Below are 25,287 nucleotides of genomic sequence, written 5' to 3' on the forward strand. Positions count from 1 at the left end.
CACTTATTTTCCTATGTAAAGTAGGGTGACCCAGATATTACATCAAGTCACCTACGAGGGCAGTGGGCTAGTCGTCATCAGGTAAAATCTAACAGTCAAAAAGTAGCATTTGGCCACATATCCCTGCCTTTTCTCTCTATTTGTCCCAATTTCGGGACCTTTGTGAGTTATCCAAAGGCACCTTCAAGAGGAACAGCTCAAGGGGATACGCTTGCCGGATTCTGGCGGTGCACTGGCCCAGACTTCTCGCTCCGGGTGCTCGGCGAAAGGGGATTGCAGTAACTGGCGCAGAGTCCGCAAAGGATGATAGTCGCCATCTTCAGCAGCCTCGATGACCTTCTGTGCCAAATAATTGCGCAGAATGTATTTCGGGTTGACTGACAGCATGGCTAGATTGCGCTCCCGGGAGTTATTTGTCTCCCGGGTGAGGCGGCGATCATAGTGCTCCAGCCACTGATCCAGGGCGCTGTGGTGAGAGGGTTTGAGTAACTCGTGTAAAGCGCTGGCCGGACGCTCCCCCCGGTAGTGGGCCAGGGCGCGGAAAAACAGGCTGTAGTCAGCCTCGCCGTGTTGAAGCAACTTCAGCAGTTCCGAGCAGAGGGCCTGGTCGCCATCCTCTTCTTTTTCCAGGCCCAGTTTGGCCCGCATACGTTGCGCATAGGCCTCGCTTACCACCGGCTGGAATTGCTCCAGGCATTCGCGCAGAGCGTCTACACCGACAAAGGCCGACAGTGAATGGGCTAGAGCATTCAGGTTCCACAGTACGACACCAGGCTGTTGCTCAAAGGCGTAGCGGCCGGTGTGGTCGGAGTGGTTGCAGATAAAAGTGGGGTTGTAGTCGTCCAGGAAGGCGTAGGGCCCGTAGTCAAAGGTGTCGCCAATAATCGACATGTTATCGGTGTTGAGCACGCCGTGGGCAAAGCCTTCGGACTGCCAGGCTGCCACTAGCTCTGCACTGCGGCGGGTGGTAAAGCGCAGCAGTGCTTCAGCTTGGTCGCCCACTGCTATACCCTCTGTACCCGGTATAAAGCGCCGGCAAATAACCCCGATCAACTCCTGTAGGGCCTCCAGTTGCTTGGTGTAAAACAGGTATTCAAAGTGACCGAAACGCACATGGCTTTCCGCCACTCGGATCAGCATGGCCCCGGTTTCGATTTTCTCTCGGGTGACTGGTTCGTCGCTTCCGACAATGCACAGTGCCCGGGTGCTGGGAATACCGAGGCCGTAGAGTGCCTCACTGGCGAGGTACTCCCGTATGGTGGAGCGCAATACTGCGCGGCCATCGCCAAAGCGGGAGTAGGGCGTTTTTCCTGCACCCTTTAAATGCAGTTCCCAGCGCCGGCCTTCACTCTCGATTTCACCCAACAGCAGTGCTCGCCCATCCCCCAGGTCCGGGTTGTAGACCCCGAACTGGTGACCGGTGTATTTCATCGCAAATGGGCGGCTTCCCTTAAACAGGCGGGCGCCGCAGCCCAGCTCGGCCCAGGCGGGGGCAGATTTCTCGTTGGGATCTATTCCCAATAGTTGCAGCACTGAAGGGTTGGTATCGATTACCTTGGGGTGGCGGAAAGGAGTGGGTGCTATGGGGGTGCCAAAGGCTTCCCCCATATCCGCATAGTGGTGTTCGAGAGTGACTTCGCTCAGTTTCATAGCTTTTGATTGTAGGGTGAATATTTGCGTAAAACGCCAGTGTTCAGAGTGGCTCACAAGGGCCCCTGGCTCTTATACCGCCGTTATCTGTAGGGGCCGATTCTGTGAGCGCCAGTGTTGCTCTTCCTGCTCCAACAATTCTGCAATTGCCGGGCTATCCTCCAGCCACTGTTGATCGGCTTCCAGGTGATAGGCGTCTCCCTGGTCATATAGCTTTAAGCCGTCCAGGCTGCGTTCGGTGCGGTCCCGGTGAATAATACATCCGAGGCGCAGGCATAACAGAAGGTCTGGGCTGGGGTGGAAGCCATAGTGCTCCCGTGGCGGTTTGATTCTTCCCCGTTGGTTGTGCACCAGATAGGCCAGGTGCTCCTGTTCACTTTTGGCAAATCCGGCCATATCGGCGTGTTTAACCATATAGGCCCCCAGCTTGCGGAAGCTGCTGTGAGTTAGGGCCAGGCCGGTTTCGTGCAACTGGATAGCCCAGTGCAGTCGCACCTTGCCTTCTGGTGGGTACTGGGGGCGCAACTGCTGCAGGAGCTTGAGTGAGGTGGAACTGACACGTTTAGCCTGGTTGGTATCTACCTGCCAGCGCTCTACCATGGCGGCAATCGTATCTGCACGTCGATCCCCGCCGTGCAAGCGCCCGGCCAAGTCGTGCACTATGCCCTCGCGGATTGCATAGGGGGAGACTTCCATACGCATAATGTCGAGTTCGCAGAATATTGCATGCAGTATCGCTAAGCCGGCAGCGAATACCGGGCGACGCTCTTCATCCAGGTAGGGCAAATCCAGGTCCGCGATATGTTTGGCGGAGGAAACCCGGTGCGCAAGCTGATCGATATCCCCGCGCTTGATCGCCTTTACTTCACCATCATTGCAAATCCTGGCAACCGCTTTGATAGTCCCGGAGCAACCGGTAACTTCCGCGCCTTCGGCAATATGCTGTAGCTCCTGCAATTCGGCCCGCGCCGCTCGCCGCGCGCGCTGGAAGTGGTTTACAGTGTTGCGGCTGATCAGGCCATCGGCGAAGAAACGTTTACTGTAGGAAACACAGCCTATATCCAGGCTTTCCAGTTGCTGTGGAGTATCACCACCGCGAACCAGCTCCGTAGAGCCACCGCCAATATCAATAATGCAGCGCAAGCGAGGGGGGCCATTGGCGGCGGCGAGAACCCCGGTGAAGATCAGGCGGGCCTCCTCGATACCGCTGATAATTTCCACCGGCACACCGAGTATTGATTCCACTTCTTCCAAAAAGCCATCGGCATTGGCCGCAGCCATACGCAGTGTATTTGTACCCACAACACGCACATGATCGAGGGGCAGTTTATCCATCACTGGTTGAAAGCGCTGCAGAGCGGCCAGGGCCCGTTCGGTTACCGCCGGGTCCAAGTGGTGGTTAATATCCAGCCCCTCGGCCAGGCGCACCATGGCTCTGTCTGTGTGCAGGCGTACCATGCGCTGATCGCGAAATTCCGCCAGGAGCAGATGGAAACTGTTTGAGCCCAAATCTAGGGCGGCATAGCGTTCGTTTGGAGCTTGCATCAATATCCCGTTGAAAGCGCTAATGTATGGAGTCGGACGCTCTATTATTCATTTTTCCACTTTTCGGTCCAATAGTGGGTGCAGTCAATATACAGCGCACCAAAAAGGCGCCACCTATAAAAATGTTACAAAATTATTAAATATCTTTTATAAATAAAAGATATTTTTTATTTATTTGTGCCAATTTATGGACTGAAACAGTGTGGCAGAAAACTGTGAAGCCATACTAGATCGTTATATTGCTATAGGCGCTTGCTCACAGCCACATTTCAGTGGCATATTTCTTTACTTAATCTTGACCCTCAGCCCCGTGTTAAGGCTGCTTCCAGAATAATCTGGATTATTAAACTGCCGTCAGATACTGGGTGCGTTTTATGGTTTTGCAATGTCTAACGATGTGCCTCTATTTCCCAAAGAGTTGAGCTGGCTTTCATTTAATGAGCGTGTTTTACAGGAGGTGGAAGATGAAAGTGTACCTGTTATTGAGCGCGTACATTTTTTGGGAATCTTCTCTAATAACCTGGATGAGTTTTTCCGTGTGCATGTTGCAGCGGTACGTCGTTTAGCAGCCTTTTCCGTTGGCGGAGAAAAGAAGGAATATTACAGTAATCTATTGCAATCGATTAATAATCGAGTGTTGAGGTTACAGTTGCGCTATGCGAAGGCCTATAACAAAGCTTTAAAGGATCTGGCAAAGCATGATATCCATGTAGTTAGGGAGACTTCGCTTAGCGATAACCAGCGCCAGTTTGTAGAAAGTTACTTTCACCGGGAAGTGCTGCCGGAGTTGGAGCCATTCTTTATCGATGGGCGCAAGCCCATGCCATTAATTAATGAAACCAGTATCTATTTTGCGATAGCACTTGAGTTGGATGATGGTACCGAGCGCTATGTGGCAATGGAGATTCCTACGGATACACTTCCCCGCTTTGTGGAGATTCCTCCACGGGAGGGGAAGCGGGAGAAAGTCTACATCGTTCTCGATAATATTATCCGGGGATGCCTTAAAGAAATATTTCGCCATGTGGTGCCTATCGCTAAAGCCAGCGCCTATACCTTTAAGATCAGTCGCGATGCTGAGTTGGAGTTAAGTGAAGAGGTAACCCAGAATATTCTCGACCGAATGGAGCGCTCACTAAAAAAGAGAAAGCGTGCAGATCCGGTGCGTATGGCATACGATGGTGATATGCCTGAGGCTTTACTGGAGTTGGTAAAGAAGAAACTGAAAATGGGGCGTTATGATACCTATACCCCCGGTGGGCGTTATCACAATTCTAAAGATCTGATGAAATTTCCGGGAGAATCCGCCCGACTTCGCTATAAGCGCCTCACACCACTGCCAGCCTTACCGAAAAATGAAAGTGTATTTTCACAGCTATGCGCAGGGGATCGGCTTTATTATTATCCCTATTATGACTTCCATGCGATTGTCAATTTCCTGGCATCTGCCGCACTAGACCCTCAAGTTAAAGAAATTCGGATTAATCTCTACCGAGTAGCAAAGAACTCCCGTGTAGTTGCGGCTCTGGTTAATGCGGTTCGCAATAACAAAAAAGTGACTGCGGTGGTGGAGTTGCGGGCGCGCTTTGATGAAAAGGCCAATATCCATTGGTCCCATGAGTTGAGCGATGCCGGGGTGAATGTGGTGTATGGCATGTCCAACCTCAAAGTACATTGCAAGTTAATTTCTGTGCTTCGCCGCGAGGATGGCAAAGACCGTTTCTACAGCCATCTTGGCACCGGTAACTTTAATGAGAATACAGCGAAGGTCTATTGCGATTTTAGCTTATTGACCAATAACCAGGAGCTGGGTCGGGACGTTTACAATGTATTTGAGTTTATGCAGGCACCGCGTAAGCGCCCTTCTTTTAAACGTATTATCACTTCACCATTTTTCTATCGGGATGCGATTACTGCGGCGATAGATCGTGAAATTGATGCCGCCCAGGCAGGGAAGGAAGCGGCGCTATTTTTTAAGTGTAATAACCTTGTGGATAGTCAGATTATTGAGCAGCTGTATCGTGCCAGTGCCGCAGGTGTAAAAATTCGTGTTATCGTTCGTGGGATGTGTGCATTGGTTTGTGAAACTCCGGGCGTATCAGACAATATTCGTATTATCAGCTTGGTAGATAAGTACCTGGAGCATGCCCGGGTCTATATTTTTCACAATGGTGGTGATGAGCTGATGTGGTTGTCTTCGGCAGACCTGATGAAACGAAACCTGGATCAGCGAGTTGAAGTCACTTTCCCGCTTATGAATCCGGAGCACCAGGCTACAGTTCGCAAAATTATGGAATTGCAGTGGAGTGATAATCAAAAGGCGCGGCTGATTGATGCCAAGCAAACAAATTCCAAGTTGGCTAATGAGGGACGAAAAGGTTGTCGATCCCAGGATGCCATCTATCGCTTTTTAAAGCAGCGCGAGGCGGAGTAGTATAGATCGCCAATAATGGGCTGCAGACCTTCCTTAGATTAAATGGTGACCCTTCAGTTTGTCTGTGGGGTCACAAATACCATTTGCACTGCTAACATCATTATTCTACCCAGTTTAGGCTTCACTCTTGATAGAGTGCATCTTTTCTCTATTTATTGATCCCGCTACCAAGCTAGAAACTCTACTGTTGGTTTTATAGCCGATATCACAAGGAGTTAATCCAAAAATACGCTGTCACCTTGTTCTATTATTTTATAGTTAGCCAGATTTTAAGCTCTGTACCAGTAGGGCGGATTTGGGGAGGCTGGTATCTGTATTTTGGTGACCAATAGTAGAAGCGTTGGTGAAGTGCTCTATCTATGCTGAATGATATTCCTCTATTTCCCAGCGAATTAAGCTGGCTATCTTTTAATGAGCGAGTACTACAGGAAGCCGAGGATGAAACAGTCCCGGCTATCGAACGGGTACACTTTCTCGGAATTTTCTCCCAGAATATGGATGAGTTTTTCCGCATTAAGGTGGCTGGTGTACGGAGGTTGGCGAGTATTGATTCTGGTGTGGGGCAGAGGGAGCACTTTTCCCAGCTATTGAAAACTATTAACGATCGTATTTTGACACTTGAAAAGCGCTATGCCGAAGCTTATGTCAAAGTGTTATCGGGATTGAAAAAACATAGTATTTATCTTGTTCGAGAAGATAGCTTAAATAGCCATCAGTTGGGATTTGTAAAAAATTATTTCCATAGCCTGGTTTTACCGGAGTTAGAGCCTTTTTTTATCGATGGCAGGTCAGCAATGCCATTGCTGAGTGACAACAATATCTATTTCGCTATCACTTTGAATTTAAAAGGGGAGCCAAGCAGATATGCAGTTATGGAAATCCCCACTGCTATTCTTCCCCGCTTCCTGGAAATTCCATCGCGCCAAGGCAGGAAAGAGAAAGTTTACATCGTTCTGGATAATATTATTCGAGTGTGCCTGGAAGAAGTCTTCCGTAATGTCCTGCCTATTCTTTCTGCCAAGGCATATATGTTCAAGATAAGTCGGGATGCAGATATTGATCTGGGGGAGTACGTCAACCGGGATATTCTCGAACGTGTTGAACGGTCGCTCAAGCAGCGTAAGCGTGCAGAGCCGGTACGTCTTGCTTACGACATGGAAATGCCTAATACACTGTTGGAGCTGATTAAGAAAAAGCTGAAGATGGGGTCCAGGGATAGTTATACCCCTGGTGGGCGTTATCACAACTCCAAAGATCTTATGGGCTTTGCCCCGGACTCCAAAAGTTGTCGGTATAGAAGGCCGGCACCGCTCTTGGCTTTATCCACCAGTAAAAATATTTTTGACCAATTGCAAGACGATGATGGATTGTTCTGTTATCCGTACCATGATTTTTGGGCAATAACAAATTTCCTTGCTTCGGCCTCTATTGACCCGCAGGTAAAAGAGATACGTATTACCTTGTATCGAATGGCGAAAAACTCAAGGGTAATCGCGGCGTTAATTAATGCGGCAAGAAATAATAAAAAAGTAATTGCGGTTGTTGAATTGCGGGCGAGTTTTGATGAAAAAGCCAATATTTATTGGTCCCGTAAATTAATAGAAGCGGGAGTGTTGGTTGTTTACGGCGTTCCTGAAATGGAGGTTCATGCGAAGTTAATTTCTGTAGTCCGCCGTGAGCAGGGAAAGAATCGTTTTTATACCCAGTTGGGAACAGGAAATTTTAACGAGAGTACTGCTCGTGTCTACTGTGATTTCAGTGTGTTGACTAATGATCAGGGAGTGGGTCGCGACATCTATAACTTGTTTGAATTTATGCGATTCCCCAATACAAAACAGGTTTTCAAGCATATTATTGTCTCTCCTTTCTCATTGAGAAGTTCCTTTGAGCAGGCCATAGACCGGGAAATAGAGGCGGCCCTCGCTGGGCGTAAGGCTGGCATATTCTTTAAGTGCAACAGCCTGATAGACAGCAAACTGATTGCCCATCTTTATCGGGCGAGCGCTGCGGGAGTAGAGATTCGATTACTCGTTCGCGGTGAGTGCTCTTTGCTATGCGACACCCCTGGATTATCCGACAATATTAAGGTGATTAGTTTGGTGGATAAGTTTCTGGAGCACGCAAGGATTTATGTGTTTCATAATGGTGGCGATGAACTGATGTGGATGTCCTCTGCAAACCTGAAAAACCGCTGTCTGGATCAACGGATCGAAGTTACTTATCCGGTAACCAATTCTCGACACCTCCGAACCATTAAGAAGATCATGGAATTACAGTGGCATGATAATCAGAAAGCCCGCTTAATTGATGCCGGTCAAACCAATACCAGATTGGCTAATGAAGGGAGTAGGGGCTGTCGGGCCCAGGACGCTATTTACCGCTACTTGAAGAAGCATTCCCAGAGGTACTAAAAAAGGCAGAAGGGAAATTGTACGGTGCCCAAGAGGCCTAACCGGGTGTCTTTACCGCATGTCTCAAATACGGTCTATCACGCTAGTGGCAACTCTTTTTTCAGTTGGGGCTAAATCCCACCAGTTGTCCATCACTAAATGAAAAACGATAGCCCTGGCCCACCTTCAGTCGCTGGCCGCAGGGGGATTGAATCGTAATACGGGGATATTGTGGTGTTGAGATCCAGGTCGCAAAGTCGCCTCTGGGCCCACGTCCCAGCAGCTGGTAATAATCTCCGTAGTTACAGAAGGCTGCTGGCGTACACCTTTCCGCGCCCCAGACATAGGCAATCACGTCGAATTGTTGGGGGAGGCCGTTTGACTCTACGAACGGTTGTCGCGGATTTTCGGTAAAAGTAAACACTTCATCAAAGGACAGGGTTGGAAACCCCCGGGCGGGGGTTGCGCAGCTAACCACATGGGGTTTTCCTGTGATTCGTGCGTAAGGTGGGGGGCGCTTTGCCGGCGGAAGCTTACCGGGGATGGACATCTCGCTGGGGAAATAGCCGCAACCGCTGGTCGTCAGCAGGGAAACAGTTGCGGCAACTAGAGTCCAGCGAAAAATATGCACGGATTATCCGCTCCCTTGGAAAAGTCCTCCTACCAATATAGTCATAGATTGGTCGTCTACTTTTGTTGTGCACGGTTATGGGAGCGGCGGGGGAAACGCCACTTGCGTCGATAGGGGAAAGCACTCTCCACATGTCCGGCGCGAATACGATCTTGTAAGAGTTTCCAGAAGCGATAGTTGTATAAATCGCCGTGCAGCTTTTCGAATGCCGCGCGCGCGGTGGGATTTCCAGAGAAGAATAAGCGGAATTCTTCCGGGAAGACGTCGGCTTCTGCGACGGTATACCAGGGCTTGTCGGCCAGCTCCTGCTCAGAGGTATGAGCTTCGGGAATCTTGCGGAAGTTACATTCCGTCAATGGGCAGAGTTCATCGTAATCGTAGAAGACTACCCGCCCGTGACGGGTAACCCCAAAGTTTTTCAGCAACATGTCGCCGGGGAAGATATTTGCGGCTGCCAGCTGTTTGATCGCATTGCCATACTCTTCCATGGCCTCCTTGGTTTGCTCTTCATTGGCGTGTTGCAGGTAGAGGTTAAGCGGTTCCATGCGCCGCTCTACATACAGGTGTTTGATGATGACCCGCTTCTCATCAATGATCAGTTTTGATGGTGCCACTTCCTGCAGTTCTTTGATCAGCTCTTCACTGAAGCGATTGCGGTAGAAAATAAAGTAAGAGTACTCCTGGGTGTCAGCCATACGGCCGACCCGGTCAGAGCGGGATACGAACTTGTACTTTTCCTTTACGATCTTCTCGGTGACAGTTTTCGGCTGGTCGAACTCATCTTTAATGACTTTAAATACCACCGGGTAGGAGGGCAATGTGAATACACTCATCACCATCCCTTTAATGCCCGGTGCAATAACAAACTTGTCGTTACTGACCTTCATATGGGCGAGGATATGGCGGTAGAACTCGGTCTTACCGTGTTTGTGGAAGCCGATAGAGTTGTAAAGCTCAGACTTCTCCTTGAGCGGCATAATGGTGGATAGGAAGCGCACAAAGCGGGAGGGGATTGGCGCATCCACCATAAAGTAGGAACGGGTAAAGCTGAAAATGATACTGGCGGAGTCGTTATTGTAGATAAGGGTGTCCACAAAAATACCGCCGCGCCCGTTGTTTAGGCAGGGCAGGATCATGGGGATAACTTCGCCGTTCAGGATAATGCGCCCCACCAGATAGGCCGCTTTGTTACGGTAGAAAACCGACTCCAGCATATCCACCCGCAAGTGTTTCTCGTTGTCCACATTGGCCAGGGGGGCGCTGCGCAGGGATTCGCAGATATGGGCAATGTCGCGCTCCATATTCTCCCAGGGCGTGGAGAAGCTGAAATCCTTGAGAATATCTTCGACCATACACTCGAGGCCGTGGCGGCCGCTGTAACTGATATAGATGCTGTAATCCCGTAGCGGTTTGTCTTCCGGTGCTCGGGACGGCTTGACGAAGATATTGCTGTCGTGAATGTTGGTGTGGTGAAACTGGCTGCAAAACACCGAGTTAAAAAAGGTCTCGGCGATCTCATAATTGCTGTGATTGGCAATCAGCTGTGCATAAGTGGCGCGGGCATCACGCCACAGCTCCAGCTGGCTGGTGTCCTTGCTGGTTACCGAATGGACCAGGTCCACCACTTGGGTGACCTTGGTTTTGTAAAGATCGATCCGGGCTTTATTGGCCTCATGTGCCGCTTGCCAGGAGGCGGTTTCAAAACGGGCCTTGGCGCCCAAAGTGATGTTCTGATAGTCTGCGAAATAGGCGTCAAAACCATTGAGGATGGTTTTAGCGATGCGTCGGGCGGTCGGTGAGTGATTCGTCATGCACTAGACTTTTTTTCTAAGTTACAAGTTACGCTTGCGCCAGCAGTTACCGTAGATAACGGCGTTGGACCCCCTAAGCACACCTCGCTCCGGTCCTGCCCATACTGCCTGGGGCTCTAATTAAGCGGATAGTAGCACGGCACGTCGGAGTCCCAATTGAACGATTGGATCAGTAGCTTTGTCTTTTTCTTTGCTGTGATTGACCCGGTGGGTACTCTGCCAGTGTTTATCGCAGTCACTTCACGACATGCAGAGTGGCAAAAGCGCAGGATAGCCTGGCTGGCAGTACTCGTCGCAACCGGGATCTTGTTGTTCTTTTTGGTCGCAGGGCAATTCTTCCTCGAGGCGATTGGCGTGCCCCTTTCTGCATTTCAGGTAGCTGGAGGCGTCGTCCTGTTTCTGTTTGCCTTAACCATGATATTTGGTGAGAGCAAGCCAGAGCAGGAGATAGAAATCATCCGTGAGGGGCATGAGACAGCGATTTTCCCTCTTGCGGTGCCCTCCATTGCCTCACCCGGAGCCATGCTCGCGGCTGTGGTACTCACAGATAACCATCGATTTGATGTGGTTCATCAGCTGAGTACAGCATCTGCCATGGTAGCGGTGTTGGCGATAGTGATATTGCTGCTGCTAACTGCCAACTGGATATATCGATTTATAGGTGATGCCGGGGCCAGTATCGTAAGTCGAGTTATGGGGCTGATCCTGGCCTCAGTAGCAACAACGAATGTACTTGTCGGGATTCAGCAGTTCTTTTCAATTTAGCTACTGGCATTTGGTTTTGTACTGGTTGAGCTAAGGCTACGTATCTTCTAGTGAAGAGAGTATTGGATTGCCGGTTAGTGTTGGAATTGCGCCCAAGCCTGAATTTCTACTTTATTCATTGTGATTTTGGTGACTTCTGAAGCGGTAAAATGATAGAGCTATTGCTGCTGATTTTTGGCGTCTTGATTTGGTATATCAGCACGCTTGCGGCCGGGGGCGGGGCACTGCTCCTTGTTCCAGTGATTAGCTTTATCGTTGGCCCACACCTGGTTGCACCAACGGTAACCATTGCTAAGTGCCTGGCTTCACCCTACCGGGCCCTGATTTTTTGGTCCTATATTGATTGGCGGGTAGTACGCTGGCTTACCCCGGGAAGCTTAGTCGGGGCATTGCTAGGTGCATATTCCTATACACAGATGTCCCCAGAGTGGATACAAATAGTGGTTGGGCTTTTTTTAATGTCCACGATACTTCAGTATCGCTTTGGCCATAGGGAAAGATCTTTTCCCATGTCACTTCCCTATTTTTTACCTTTGGGATTGGTGTCCGCTTTTGCTTCCGGTCTTATTGGGGCAATGGGTCCGCTTAAGAACCCTTTCTTGCTGAATTATGGCCTCGAGAAAGAATCCCTGATAGCCACTAAGGCCTTTAATGGGCTGTTAATGCAGCTTGTAAAGCTGGGAACTTATATTACATTCTCGGCGGTATCCCTAGAGTTGGCATTCTATGGTGTGGCGGCTGGGCTTGGGGGGATTATTGGTGTAACCCTCGCGAAAAGGAGATTGAATCAGGTCAGCTTTAAAAAGTTTAGGAAATACACTCTATTGGTAATGTTCTTGTGTGGCTTGGTACTAGTGATAAAAGCGCTTTATGACATGGCTTAGATTTATAGGGATAGTATTTATAATTTATTGCTAAAACTAACCGTTTGGAAAGCAAAGAATTAAAATTCGGTCCCCTAATTACAATACTATCATCATAAGAATTAGGGAGTCTCTGAATAACTCCGTGATACCTCTGCAAGCCCCGAAGGGCGGGCCTTGAAGGCCACAGCTGCTGCGTTGCCGCTCTTGCAAAGGGCTTACGGCCATTCACGGCGAGTTGCGCCTAACACCTGCAGCCTTCAAGACCCGCAGAGGCATTACGGAGTTATTCAGAGGCTCCTTAGTACAATTTTTATATTCAGTTTATTAATGGCTGCGCTCGAATCCTGCATAGGTGTGATACTGCTGGGGGGTTAGGCCTGCATGGCGTGCCTGAAGATCTTTGGGAAGATCGCCTAAATAGATGACGCGAGTGGGTTCTGCCGTCTTGAGCCAGCGCTCTGAATAATTCTCCCAGGTATCCACATGTTTATGCGCGGCACTTACATCTTTGAAATGCTCGTATACAATAATTTCTCCACTATCAGAAATATAGTACTGATAATTCAGTGTCCCCGTTTCTTGCTGCGAGATTATCTCTACCATTTCATCAACAATTGACTTAAAGGCCTGTTCCTGTCCGTTCTTTATTTTCGCCTCCACAATCCAGCCAACATTATTAAACATAAGTATCTCCAATACGGTTTAATAGGCTTTGACATAAGTAGTAGAGCAACAACTTTTAGACCCTGGGAGCATGCTGACTGATAAGCAACCCGCCGCTAAATACCAGAGGGGGAGTAACTGCTCTACTCAGGAAGAAGATCAAGCGATGGTCCTAGATATTGTAGACGACATCGTGGCGTCTAGTTTGGTAAAGCTAGCTATTTGATAGCTCTCCAGTTGCACTGAAATTCACCGGGTTCCTTATATCAGAAACCTGCTTGAGGAATGACTGGCGGTTCATTGTTTGGTCTAAGGGAGGGTTCAATACTTGTGTTGTGAGATAAGCCCAATTGTATTCAGCTGTTCTTTAGAGGCTCCTTAATATTTAAGAGTGGCATATTTTCTATATGTACTGATTGGTAAACAACGATGAGATCCCCGGATCAGCAACAATTTCTAAATTTAGCGTTCTAGAGACAATATTTAAATTTGATGTGGGTAGTCAAATGTAATCGTTAACAGGAATTTTCTCTTTGGCGCATTTAAGATTTTGTATTCTTTGTCTCTCCTAATTAATACTTGATTTTAAGGATTAGTCCCAAGGTGTAAGACGGCGTAACAGCCTGTGTACCCTTATTTCAAGCTAAAAGGCATAAAACACATTACTTAAGCGCTTGATAAATGAAGAGTGAAACTGCCAAATAGGGGGAGTAGAAAAAAGTTGTACCTGATAATTTAAAGTCCTTGCTAGTGTGTTTTTTGTACAGGTGCGGACTTGTAGAATTCATACATAGCTATTTTATTTAAGTATGAATTGATGACTTTCTTGTATGGAAGCTATTTCTCTGAAATACAACAAGCATTATCAATTCACTTTGGAAGTCAGTATCCATTATGACTGATTTGGTCTTTATGAAGACGGAAATTGTTGCGTATCTACATAGTAAGAATGAAAAAAACAATTGGTGAATTTGAACTGTGGACTCAAAAGGGTGGTCCTAAATGGCACTACCGTTTGGTTTGCTGTGCAGTGCTGATGTTTGCCATACTTCTTTCTATGCCCAGCTACCCCCATACGGTTGTGGATGTCACCTCGTTGGAGGGAGGAAGTAAACCGAGTGGCTTAAATGCAATTTGGCATGATCCATCGGGGTTTGGAAACATTGTTGAAGCTGAAAAATCTTACAAAAATAAACTTTTTCTTCCCCTGGGAACTGCTGGATCTACCGGACTTAAATCTGGAGCCTTCTGGTCTCACTTCATATTAAAAAACTCCAGTAGTGAAACAGTTTATGTCTCAATTGAATATGTGGATAACCAGCTCGATGGGCTGACGGCCTTTTCTAGGATTCAGGGCGGCAGTCAACCTTATACGGAGCTGGCAAGTCTGTCTGCGAATCAGCCTTTTTCCAGTCGAAAAATCAGGCATCATCGCTTTGCTTTTCCATTGGAAATCCCCCCCTTCGCATCAAAGGAAATGATGGTTAAATTTGATGTTGGAGTTTTAGGTGTTGCCTTTCCCAGTATGCGTATTTGGCGACCTGAACAACTTGAAGAGAGGAGTAAGGCTGAGGCCATTTTAACGTCATTTCTTTTTGGTGGTTATTTTTTGATGGCCATTCTTGCGCTGATTGGTGCTATTAGTGCGCGTAAGAATATCCTGTATTTATACTCGTTATATTCCGTAACGAAAATTTGGGTGTGGGGATCTTTACTGGGATATACCCACCAATATTTGCTTCAAGAGCAATTTGATTGGCGCTATCAATCGATTAGTAGTGCTGTGGCGATCCTAACCGGAATTCTTTTTGCCCGATACTTTCTTGAAACGGCAAAGTACACCCCAAGACTGGATTACTTTTTAAAATTAATTCTACTCAACGGTTTATTCCTGGTTATTTGCGTTGTACTGCAGTGGGAGGCTCTGGGGCACATTTCCATGATGCTCGCTCTGTTTTTCTATCCTGGCGTTGTTGTTGTCGCATTGGTACGTTGGCGACAGGGGGATACTTCTGCGGCCGTTTTTGCTTTAGCCTGGGGCGTTTTGGTGTTGGGGCTTTTGGTACAGGCGATGAGGGATCTCGGTTATGTGGTGCACAATCCAATTAATTATTATTGGCCCCCGGTTGCCTCTTTTGTTGAGATGTTGGCAATAATGATAGCTATTGGATTACTGGTAAAACGTTTACGGCAACAAAAAGAGACTGCAGAAAAGAAGTATCTACTACACCTGGAAGCCTCGAGAACCGAGCTGGAGCAACAGGTAAAACTTCGCACACAGGAATTGGAGTACGCTAAAGCCAAGGCTGAAGAGGAGGCGCGCACAGACCCGCTAACAGGTATTTTTAATCGCCGCTGCTTTTTTGAAGAGGCCAGTAATCTAGTGGTTGTGGCAATTAATAACCAAATGCCATTGTGTGTATTAATGCTGGATATCGACAATTTTAAATCTGTTAATGATATTCATGGCCACTTAATCGGCGATCAGGCACTCTGTGCGACTGCCCGAGTAATTTCCCAGCACGTACGGGATGTGGATATCTTCGGGCGTATTGGTGGGGAGGAATTCGCGCTAGTACTCAGCTCCAATGTCGAAGGAGCTATGAAGGTTGCCAATCGTATACACCGGGATATTGCTAAAATCGTGATTAAAAGTGCCGTTGGGCAAGCTCAGTTTACCGCAAGTATTGGCATCGCCCGTCTGCAGGGGCGAGAAGATATCCTGGAGCTAATGCGACGAGCAGACTCTGCGTTGTATCAGGCCAAACGCGCTGGACGTAATCGTATTGTGGAGTGCGCTGAAGCTACGTAAATTAACGTACGTAGGTAACTGCATTGAGTACTTTTTGACGTATATTCTCCGGAAGGGGCACCAGGCCCAAGCTTCCGGCCTGGCTTTGGGATGCGTTGCTCAACATAAAGACGAGCATTTGCCGCAGTGCTTGTGCTTTTTGATCATCCTGGTCTGCGTAGAGTAACAGCCAGGAAAAGCTGGTAATGGGATAGGCGGTTTCTCCTTTGGGGTCCCAGATCCAGGCGATTAGGTTGGGAGCTCCACTAATTGGTAATGATGCTTTTGGAAATTCAATCTCTGAAAGAGCCTCTGCTCCGCTCTTGGGGCCTGCGGCAATATAATTTCCCGCGTGGTTTTCCAGTAAAGCCACAGGCAGGTTTACCAGTTGGGCAAACCCGTGTTCGACATAGCCAATGGCCCCGACTTTCTTGCGAACCTTAGCGGCTACGCCTTGATTGCCCGGTGCTCTTTTAAATCTGGGCAACTTTGGCCAACTGGGTGTTCTGTCTAAACCAATTTTTTCGCGGAAATCCTGGCTCACGCTACTCATATGTCCAGAAAAGATATACGAGGTCCCCGAACTTTCAGAGCGGGTGACAACGGTAATCTCATCTCTGGGCAACTTGATATCGGGGTTTGCGGCTGCGATCTTGGGGTCATCCCAGTGGGTTATTTCTCCCAGGAAAATCCCCACATAAGCTTCCCTGGACAGTTTTAGCTTGTCGATCCCGGGAAGGTTAAATACCAGTACCACTTCCCCAGCAGTAACCGGCAGTACCACGCCACCACCTTTTAGGTTGCGTAACTCATCGATCTCAATAGCAGCATCTGAGGCGGCAAAATCGACTGTGTGACCGAGAAAGTCTCTGATGCCATCACCGCTACTGCTCATCTCGTAGAAAATAAATATGTTGTTTTCCCGATGGGTGAACTGCCGAAACCACTCTACATAGATTGGGTAGGGGAAACTGGCGCCACTGCCTCGGAGATTTACAGGATTTTCTGGTACCTGGGCAGTTCCCGGTGTGGCGGCAAGGATAAAACTGGCGGTTGCCAGCACAGCGGTAAGGCGGCGTAAAAGGGTTGCACACCTCGATATCATAGGGACCTCGGCTTATAGGCCTCTGGCAACCTGCCTATAGGCGGGATGAGAGGCCGAAAACTGCTTTAGATTAAAATTTTAGCAGGGTCCCTGGTTCGTCATATCAATTGCCTAGCTACCGACTATTTGGTCGTCCTCGCGGTAGATGGCCAGTACCGACGGCCGAGGTGGTAACTGGGGATTATTATCTGGCCACCGGTGCAGGGGATTGTCATAAGTTGAGTTGCGTGAATCGGCGGGGTGCTGCACAGCAATAAATAGTGTTTTTCCGTCGGGGGTAAATTCCGGCCCGCATACCTCAGCCCCTTGCGGGCAACCAAAGAAGTGCTTGGGTGCCGCTCGCAGGGGCCCCTCGGTAGCCATGGCCCAAAGACCATCGTGGAAACCAAAACTCTCACAGCCATCGGTAGCAATCCACATGTTACCTCTGGGGTCGAAAGCAACGTTGTCAGGATTGGCGAACCAGCCGTGCGCAGAAATATCATAGGGAGACTGCTGTCCGTAGGCGCCTCGCTCAGCGGGGTTCTCAGCGTTGGGGTTCCCGCCAAGTAGAAATTGCTGCCATTGAAATTGGGAGCTGGTGTGGTCGCGATTTCCCTTTTCCCCGGGGGGCACTATTTCCAATACATGCCCGGCAGTATTGCGGGCGCGAGGGTTGGCGGTATCGGTATCACTGCGCTTCTTGTTTTTGGTCAGCATTACATAGGTGCAGTCATTGTAGGGATTCGTTTCTACATCTTCTGGCCGATCCATTGGTGTGGCCCCGAGTAGTGCGGCCGCGCGGCGCGCATCAATCATGACGTCCGCCTGGTTGCGAAAACCGTTCTCCGCGGTCAGTGGGCCCTGGCCATGCACCAGCGGTAACCATTTGCCGCTGCCGTCGTCTGCAAAGTGAGCAGCGTAGAGAGTACCATTTACGAGTAATTGCCGGTTTGCGCTGGGATCTTCGGGCTGATAATTACCCTCCGAGACATACCGATAGACAAATTGATGTTCATCATCATCACCGCCGTAAGCAACGATCGGTTGTCCCGGTTTACAGACCAGGGTAAAGCCTTCGTGCTCAAAGCGCCCCAAACTGGTCAGCTTGCGCGGTTTTGATTGGGGGTTATAGGGATCAAACTCCACCATCCAACCGAATCGATTGGGCTCATGGGGTTCTACCTGAATATCAAATCGGCGGTCGTGGTCACCCCAGTTGCGATTTTCCGGTTTTATACCAAAAAGTTGATGGTTTTCGATCTCCCGGGAATCTTCGAGCTTTTTTGGGGCTCCCTGAAAAGCGCCGCCAAACCCCTCTTCGGCAATTAATACGGTTCCCCATGGGGTTTTCCCTCCTGCACAGTTACCTATGGTGCCGAGGACCTGGGTTCCGCTGGGATCTTGGTGGGTCTTCAAACGTTCGTCGCCTGCGGCCGGGCCAGTGATTTCCATTGGCGTCGTAGAAGTTATCCGCCGGTTATAGGGACTGTCAGCCACTACTTTCCAGCCCCGTTTAGTTCTTTGAATTTCCACGATGGAGTGTCCGCAGGCAGCCTGTTCAATGGCCACATGCTCGGCACTCACTCCCCGGGTGGCACTGTATTCGTCGTTATAACCGGGGAACATTAGATGGGGCTGGGTGTATTCGTGATTGACACATAAAAGCCCGCGATCACTATTTTTACTTTGTATATGCAGGTACCCCTGGGTGGAACTCGCCCCCTTTGCCAAGGGCATAAAAGCAATAAAATCGTTGTTGTAACCGAAGCGTTGTTCCTGGCCACTGGCGCTAAGTTCTTCAGGCTGAAAAGATGTTTCCTCTTTATGTAGAGGGTCTCCCCACCTTAGCAGAACCGTGGATTTATAACCCTCTGGTAGATGGTGTTGGTAATCCAGGCCATGGGGAATTTCTTTAAAGGTGAGGGAGTTGTGTGTGGGCTTTTCACTCCCACTACAGCCGGGTAGTAAGCTGCTTACAGCACCGGTGGCGGTTACACCACCCAGGACTTTAAATAGAGATCTGCGTGCTGGGTTTGTGGGGCTTTCGTTCATGACTGCTCCATATTTGGCTTCAGTATATGACGCTTTTTACTGTTAATTGCCTTGATGGTTCTGTTTAAGGCGATTGATATCTGTGTAAATAGCAGGGCTTACATCTATCGTCGCAGTACTAATTGACTATGTGATGACAAGCTTAAAAAAAATGTCACGTAAAGTTCATAGCGGCCTTCTAGTCTGCGTCCAATTCAATAAGCCACCGGCAAAGTGGGAGTGGGACGCAATGAAATACAGAACTTCAGGCTTGCGGTTACTGGGAATGCCATTGGCGGCTCTGGCGACTGCCATCATTAGCGCGAATACTGTCGCAGAGAATGACCAGGCTATGGAAACTGTGACAGTTACTGCTCAGGCGAGTAATGCGCGCAGCGATTTGGATCGGCAGCGCGATGCCAATAAAGTCGTAGCGGTGCAAACATCTGATGCGATCGGTGAACTCCCCGATGCCAATGTCACGGAAGCGTTACAGAGGATGCCGGGGGTATTTATTGCAAGGGATCAGGGCGAAGGTCGTTTTGTCGGGGTTCGGGGTATAGACCCAAATTTGAATGCGGCGACAATTAACGGAGTGAGCCTGCCGGCACCGGAAACAAACACTCGGGCGGTAGCCCTGGACGTTATTCCATCGGACTTATTGGCGAGTTTGGAGGTGTTTAAAACGCTTACGCCAGATATGAGCGCAGACTCTATTGGCGGTGCCATAGAGATCAAAAGCCTGAATGCCCTGGATTATGACAGCAATCGCTACAAGTTCAGCGTAGAGAATAGTTACAGTGAGCTGCAGGAAGAGTACAGCCCCAAAGTGGCTGCGACAATGACAAATATTTTTGAACTTGCTGGCGAGCGCCGTCTTGGGGTGGCCCTGGCATTAAGTCATCAGGAGCGGGATTTTGGCTCAGATAATATTGAAACTGACGGTAGCTGGGAAGAGCTGACGGCTGAAGATGGCTCTGTCGCTAAGGGCGCGACCGAAATAGAACATCGAGATTACAGCATTACCAGGGAGCGCACAGGCGTTGCTGCCAACTTCGACCTGGACCTGGGCAGTGACTCCAGTATCTATCTCCACAGCTTGTACTCCGATTTTTCTGATCAGGAAATTCGCCAGCGCAATTCCTGGAAACTCGATGATGAGCGCGATGAGCCGGAGACTATTTCAGCCAACTCGGCAGAATGGGAAGAGGCCGCGTTGGAGAAGTCCCTGAAGGACCGCCTGGAAGAGCAGGAAATTATTTCTGCGGTATTTGGTGGCGAGCATGATTTTGAGCAATGGGGATTGTCCTATGCCTTGGGATATTCCCATGCAGAGGAATCTGAACCCAATCGACGCGATACCGATTTTGTCTTGGACTCCTTGCGTTTGGGGTATGTTGAAGCTGGTGATACTCCCCGTATGGCGGTGGGAAGTGAGGATGTTGAAGCAGTATTGGACCCGGCCAGTTATCAACTCGATGAGTTGGTCATTGAAGATAACTTTACTGAAGATGAAGAAATCAGCTTCCGTATTGATCTCAGTAGAGAAATGGATTGGGCTGGCAATCCTTCAGTAGTTAAATTCGGATTTCATGAGCGTCAGCGAGAAAAGGCTGGTGACTTAAATGCGACTGTGTATGAAGGGTTTGGTGGGGATTACACTCTGGCGGACTTTTCTCGAAATAGTATCGATTATGGTTTGGATGCATTTGGACCTGGCGTCAATGTTGGAAGCCTGAATAGTTTTATCAATGCTAACCTCAGTGATTTTGATATAGATGAGACGGAGACCGCTTTGGCATCCGCCCGTGACTACGCAATGAATGAAGACATCACGGCCTTGTATGTGATGAATTCTATTGAGTTGGATCGCTCCCAGCTGGTTTTTGGGGTTCGCTATGAGCGCACCGAATTTACTGCTGAAGGAGTGAATGTGGCAGAGTCGGAAGAGCCCCTGCCGGGTGCCGATTTAATTTCAGAAGGGGTTTATGCCACTGAGGTTAACTACGAGCGGGACTACGACAATTTCTTCCCCAGTATTAATTACAAGTTTGATTACAACGATAATGTTGTTCTCCGTGCAGCTTATTCGGAGTCCTTATCGCGTCCATCATTTGGCTATTTGAACCCCTCTCCGGCCAAAATTGAATACGATGATGGGGAACTGGAGGTTGAAGCTGGAAATCCAGAATTAGACCCCTATGAATCCCGCAATATCGACCTATCTGCCGAATACTATGCGGACGACCTGGGTATGTTCTCTGTGGGACTTTTCCATAAGAGTATCGATAACTTTATTGTTATGTCTGAGGTTTCCAATAATACCGATTTTACCCGTTTTGTAGGGAATTTAGCGGTTGATGATGCTGAAGTATGGCAACCGATTAACGGAGACAACGCCCGTATCAGCGGTGCCGAACTGGCCTGGACCCAAGGTTTTGAAAATGGGTTCTTACTCAGGGCTAATGCAACATTAACCGATTCAGAAGCTGATCTGGGTCTCAATAGCAGTGATCGCAGTGACAAAATCTCTATGCCTTCCCAGGCGGATTTTGTCGGCAACTTTATTGTAGGCTATGAACGCGATGCCTTTAGTATACGCCTGTCAGCAGCTTTCCGCAGTGAACGCCTGCTGGAAGTAGACCTTGTAAATGAGGCTAATGATCGCTACGAAGAAGACCATTTGCAATTGGATTTGTCGGCCCGCTACCGCTTTGATAATGGCCTTCAACTTACTTTTACTGGGGTTAACCTCACGGATGAACCTTACTATGTTCACACGTCTGGGTTTAATGGTCAGTACGAAGAATACGGTCCGACTTATGCGATTGGGCTGAGCTATAGCACTTTCTAGAATTTACACTGGAATTTTTGGATTAGTGCAATTTTTTACCCTGATAAAGCCCCTGCAATATTGTGGGGGCTTTGTTTTTGTAAAAATAATATTTTCTGTCAGTTACCGGTAAATCCTAAGCAGGTTTTATTATGCGTTTTTCAATAGTGGGTGTTTTGTCCTGCCTTATATTACTCGGATGTGATCTTGAAAAGGATAGTCAAAGCTTATCTTCACAAAAGATCATCTCTTTAAAGGGGGTGATAGCTGAACAGATTCAGCTGGTCAGTTTCCCTGAGCAGCAATACTTGTTGCTATCCAGTAAAGATAAGGGGCTAGTGCTTGTAGATGAGTCCGCAGAAATACAAGTTCAAAAGGATGGCAGAGTAGAGGCACTTGCCATTCAGCCAAGGGAAGATGGTAGCTACCTGGTGGCGGCTTACGAAGAGCAGGAAGCGCAATTACAGCTATATCAATTATTTACTGATCTAAATGATGATTTGCAGCTTCAACTTTTAGGTAAGTTTGAGAGTGCCAAGCCTATGAGCGCACTCTGTTTTTCACTACAAGCAGGAAGAGATCACCTGTTTGCCATTGGAGAGGACGGACTGGGGTTTGAGTACTTACTTTCTCCCAGTGATGAGCACTGGGACTTTACCGAGATCCGCCCAATATATTTGGGGGAGGAGGTTAATAGTTGTAGCGTGGATAACCGTCGGGGGCGATTACTGGTATCACAGCCGCCTATAGGGATATTGGCATTGAATGCCGATGCAGAGCGAGATGAGGAGCGTGAGCTTTTAATCTCGGCGAAACAGCTCGGTGATGATTTCGGCAGCTTGCAACTGGATTATCAGCAGGACCAAATCTGGATTGCTGTGGAACAGGGAGTACAGGTTTTCGACTTGTCAGGAAGTGGTAGGCCCGACCAGTCTTGGACATTGCCTGCAGAAAGTCCTGCCTCTATAGCAGTTTTTGGTGATAGGTTGGCCGTGTTAAATGATAAGCAGAGTGAAGTAACCTATTTCCCGATAAATACCAAACTGACCAGAGTTACAGATAATCCGCTTGAGATTATTCCCACTATTGCCGCCAGGGGACAAACTGACCCCGTTCACTCTTATGGGGATGCTGCCGATGATCCCGCCATTTGGGTGAACCCTCATTCGCCGGCAAACAGCCTGATTTTTGCTACAGATAAAAAAAAGGGGCTCAATATCTATCATCTATCAGGCGGCTTAAAACAGCACTTTCCGGTAGGCAGGGTTAATAATGTTGATATCCGTAAAATTTCCCACCCCGATATCGATGCGATTGCCGTTGCCTCTAATCGTACTAATCCCGGTTTGGATCTATTTTCTATCAGTATAACGGGCGAGGTGGGGTATCTTGGATACCGGGGTATAGGGCTTCATGATCCCTATGGCTTGTGCCTGCAACAGGACGATAGTGGGCTTTATGCCTGGGTTTCTGACAAGGAGGCCAGCTTGCATCAGCTCAAAATCAATGTCTCTGAGTCCTCCAATGAGTTTGAGATTGAGCAGGGTATCCAGTTTGATGACTATGGACAGGTTGAAGGCTGTGTTGTGGATGACCAGTTCGGAACCCTGTTTTTTGCTGAGGAGGACCGGGGGATTTGGCGGCTGGACCTAAAGTCCTTATCAGAGGCCTCTCCAGAGTTGGTGGCAGAAGTGGATGGTGAAAAGCTGGTGGCAGATATAGAGGGATTGGCACTTTATCAGGATGGCGACAAGGGCTATCTAGTGATATCCAGTCAAGGTAATGATAGCTATGCACTATTCAGCCGTAGTGGGAATGAATTTATTACCCATTTTCGGGTTGGTATGAATCCCCAACTAGGTGTGGATGGCAGTTCGGAGACCGATGGTTTGGCCGTTACCAGTTCAGCTTTGGGTGCGGAATATCCTCAAGGTTTGTTAGTTGTTCAGGATGGGCGCAACCGAATGCCCAGCGCAGCCCAGAATTTTAAATTGGTTGATTGGAGGGATATCAATCGTCTGTTGTCTCACTAGCGGTATCGGGGTTTTCCGGCTGGCTTAAATTGTTAATATTGCGGGCTCTCTGAACCAGGTAAACCAGAGAGCTTGCAAGTATCACTCCAACGATATCGGCGGCCAGATCAAGTAAGTCAAAAGTCCTTGAGCGAACAAATGCCTGGCTTATCTCTTCAATCAGGGCAAAGCCAAGCACTGCGATAGCACCATAGTAAATTCTAATAAAGCCGAGCTTAAAATAAGTGGCGCGGGTGGCAGGTATCAGGATAAGGCCAAAAGTACCAAACAAGGCGATATGGCCTAGTTTATCGCCATAGGGCATAGCACGGACAAGGTCAAAAAATATACTATTCGATCCGGTATTGGCTAGATAGATAATCCAAAGAATAAAGAGAAAAAATAGTAAGGCTGAAGCCTTGAGAAATCTTGACATAATACTTATTGATACAGTTTTGTCTAATCTTGTGAAGCTTGGCTATTGATTTTATAGATATCTGATTGGATCGGAAAGATAGGCCGTTTGGCTATGTGAATTATCCAGAATGTGATGGCTCAGTATCAATTATTTTCGACTTACAGTCTTCACATAGATAGACGATTCCCCTCAGATCTTGCCACCTGCATCCGCTGGTATATTCACAGCGCCGCATCTTGTTATTGCAATTACTGCAGATAGGGGGGTTGTTAATTTTCTTCTGTTCCAGTTGCCAGTTAAGACCGTATAAAGTAAGTATAACCCCAAAGGTAATGGCCATTAAAAGTTCGTCATATCGTTGAGCGTAACCCGAAAGAAAAACTGAAATAATAAGTATTATAGTGAAAAACAATAGTGAAAATGTTTTAATTAATTTATATTCATCTTTTAATCGATTTTCAAATTCTATTTTTGCCCTATAGTCTTCACTGTATTCTTTTATATCTTTTGCTTGTAGATTTTTTTTCTTATTTTTCATTTTTTATTGTTTGAATCGGTGAGCTGATAGCTGTTTTTCTAGGGATAATTAATGTTGAACCTTCCTTACTTTATCAAAAGTTAATACTCCACCCCATAGTGATAGCTTCACTATCTATTTCATCCAGAAACGTATCGCCCCCAATTTTTGAAAACTGTTCCCACTCTATCCGTAGGCTCCACTTACCCCTATAGCTATAGTTAATACCAGCACCATAAGCCCAGTGGAATCCATTGCTGCTATCGGTTAATTCACCTCTGACTGGAGTTAATTGTTCTATTAAACTTCCATCTTCAAGCTGGTATAGGATAAAAACTTCACCCTTCTGAATCTCATTGGTTTCCGCGTACCAGATGCCGGTGCCAAGTTTCCCAAATAAGCTAAATGACTCTCCCAGGGGAAGATACGCCAGGGAAAATATATTGAAAAGCTGGCTATCAAAATCAGAGAAATAGTTTAAATATTCACCATCCCCATATGAGATATGGGTATTCAGCTGGTACTTATTGAAATTTTGATAGCTGGCTTCAATTGCCAGGTAAGGTGTCCATCGAATTCCTGCAAATAGTTTCCAGGCGTTATTTTTATCATCACACCGACTGAGATCCACTTGATCTAAGCTGGCGCTAATTTGTTGAACTCGCTTTTCTGCTTCGCTACACAAGTTATTGGCATGCTGGTTACCGAAAGAAATACCAGCATATTTGTGTGAGTAGAAATCGGCGCAAGCAAGGGCTGGTAAGGAAAGTAGAAAAATAATGAATAGGGGGCTAAAGCGGTTCATGGCTTGGCCTTGTTTAGCTTATATGGGGGACCGCTGAA

The 25,287-nt window shown here is 48.0% G+C and carries 17 protein-coding genes; 7 read left to right on the forward strand and 10 right to left on the reverse strand.

Annotation, left to right across the window (positions count from 1 at the left end):
- Positions 1-183: 183 nt before the first annotated feature.
- Together ACJJI3_RS19695 and ACJJI3_RS19700 are read right to left on the reverse strand one after the other, a co-directional pair.
- Positions 184-1,707: a protein adenylyltransferase SelO gene (locus ACJJI3_RS19695; protein ID WP_444940671.1), complete on the reverse strand. Its 1,524-nt coding sequence runs from the start codon at positions 1,705-1,707 to the stop codon at positions 184-186.
- Positions 1,708-1,722: 15 nt separating this feature from the next.
- Entirely contained in the window at positions 1,723-3,195 is a 1,473-nt protein-coding gene (locus ACJJI3_RS19700) for a Ppx/GppA phosphatase family protein (protein WP_444934265.1), read from the reverse strand.
- Positions 3,196-3,580: 385 nt separating this feature from the next.
- Between ACJJI3_RS19700 and ppk1 (ACJJI3_RS19705) the strand changes: the two genes are divergently transcribed.
- Together ppk1 (ACJJI3_RS19705) and ppk1 (ACJJI3_RS19710) are read left to right on the forward strand one after the other, a co-directional pair.
- A complete protein-coding gene (gene ppk1, locus ACJJI3_RS19705) occupies positions 3,581-5,629 on the forward strand; it encodes a polyphosphate kinase 1 (RefSeq protein WP_444940672.1) in 2,049 nt (682 codons plus the stop codon).
- A gap of 359 nt (positions 5,630-5,988) precedes the next feature.
- Entirely contained in the window at positions 5,989-8,040 is a 2,052-nt protein-coding gene (gene ppk1 / locus ACJJI3_RS19710; protein WP_444940673.1) for a polyphosphate kinase 1, read from the forward strand.
- 100 nt (positions 8,041-8,140) lie between these two features.
- On the opposite strand, the gene ACJJI3_RS19715 is transcribed toward ppk1 (ACJJI3_RS19710), so the two are convergent.
- On the reverse strand, positions 8,141-8,650 hold the full coding sequence (locus ACJJI3_RS19715) for a hypothetical protein (protein ID WP_444940674.1): 510 nt from the start codon (positions 8,648-8,650) through the stop codon (positions 8,141-8,143).
- 56 nt (positions 8,651-8,706) lie between these two features.
- Positions 8,707-10,461, reverse strand: a complete 1,755-nt coding sequence (aceK, locus tag ACJJI3_RS19720) for a bifunctional isocitrate dehydrogenase kinase/phosphatase (protein ID WP_282931143.1) — start codon at positions 10,459-10,461, stop codon at positions 8,707-8,709.
- Positions 10,462-10,617: 156 nt separating this feature from the next.
- Between aceK and ACJJI3_RS19725 the strand changes: the two genes are divergently transcribed.
- The gene (locus ACJJI3_RS19725) at positions 10,618-11,226 is read left to right on the forward strand and encodes a MarC family protein (protein ID WP_413663436.1); all 609 of its coding nucleotides are present in this window, start codon (positions 10,618-10,620) and stop codon (positions 11,224-11,226) included.
- Between the two features lie 149 nt (positions 11,227-11,375).
- Positions 11,376-12,110: a sulfite exporter TauE/SafE family protein gene (locus tag ACJJI3_RS19730; RefSeq protein WP_444940675.1), complete on the forward strand. Its 735-nt coding sequence runs from the start codon at positions 11,376-11,378 to the stop codon at positions 12,108-12,110.
- Between the two features lie 306 nt (positions 12,111-12,416).
- Here ACJJI3_RS19730 and ACJJI3_RS19735 read toward each other — a convergent pair whose 3' ends face one another.
- Positions 12,417-12,776 carry a putative quinol monooxygenase gene (locus tag ACJJI3_RS19735; protein WP_444940676.1) on the reverse strand — a complete coding sequence of 120 codons (360 nt, stop codon included), beginning with the start codon at positions 12,774-12,776 and terminating at the stop codon, positions 12,417-12,419.
- Between the two features lie 928 nt (positions 12,777-13,704).
- Between ACJJI3_RS19735 and ACJJI3_RS19740 the strand changes: the two genes are divergently transcribed.
- Positions 13,705-15,567 (forward strand): sensor domain-containing diguanylate cyclase, encoded by a 1,863-nt coding sequence (locus ACJJI3_RS19740; protein WP_444940677.1) that lies wholly within the window; start codon positions 13,705-13,707, stop codon positions 15,565-15,567.
- Between the two features lies 1 nt (position 15,568).
- Here the strand turns inward: ACJJI3_RS19740 and pstS are convergent, their stop codons facing one another.
- Positions 15,569-16,651 (reverse strand): phosphate ABC transporter substrate-binding protein PstS, encoded by a 1,083-nt coding sequence (gene pstS / locus ACJJI3_RS19745; RefSeq protein ID WP_282931148.1) that lies wholly within the window; start codon positions 16,649-16,651, stop codon positions 15,569-15,571.
- 111 nt (positions 16,652-16,762) lie between these two features.
- Positions 16,763-18,685, reverse strand: a complete 1,923-nt coding sequence (locus tag ACJJI3_RS19750) for a PhoX family protein (RefSeq protein WP_444940678.1) — start codon at positions 18,683-18,685, stop codon at positions 16,763-16,765.
- Between the two features lie 229 nt (positions 18,686-18,914).
- Between ACJJI3_RS19750 and ACJJI3_RS19755 the strand changes: the two genes are divergently transcribed.
- Entirely contained in the window at positions 18,915-21,518 is a 2,604-nt protein-coding gene (locus tag ACJJI3_RS19755; RefSeq protein WP_444940679.1) for a TonB-dependent receptor, read from the forward strand.
- A 131-nt stretch (positions 21,519-21,649) separates the two neighbouring features.
- Positions 21,650-23,530, forward strand: coding sequence for a phytase (locus tag ACJJI3_RS19760; protein WP_444940680.1), 1,881 nt, complete (start codon positions 21,650-21,652; stop codon positions 23,528-23,530).
- Here the strand turns inward: ACJJI3_RS19760 and ACJJI3_RS19765 are convergent.
- The 3 genes from ACJJI3_RS19765 to ACJJI3_RS19775 form a co-directional block, all read right to left on the reverse strand.
- Complete coding sequence (locus ACJJI3_RS19765) at positions 23,508-23,945, reverse strand: VanZ family protein (RefSeq protein ID WP_444896014.1); 438 nt, start codon at positions 23,943-23,945, stop codon at positions 23,508-23,510. The genes ACJJI3_RS19760 and ACJJI3_RS19765 overlap by 23 nt on opposite strands.
- Positions 23,946-24,045: 100 nt before the next feature.
- Positions 24,046-24,465, reverse strand: a complete 420-nt coding sequence (locus ACJJI3_RS19770) for a hypothetical protein (RefSeq protein WP_444940681.1) — start codon at positions 24,463-24,465, stop codon at positions 24,046-24,048.
- A gap of 73 nt (positions 24,466-24,538) precedes the next feature.
- Entirely contained in the window at positions 24,539-25,249 is a 711-nt protein-coding gene (locus ACJJI3_RS19775) for an outer membrane beta-barrel protein (protein ID WP_444940682.1), read from the reverse strand.
- Positions 25,250-25,287 lie beyond the last annotated feature (38 nt).

The sequence above is a fragment of the Microbulbifer maximicatervae (SeqCode) genome (assembly GCF_052466985.1).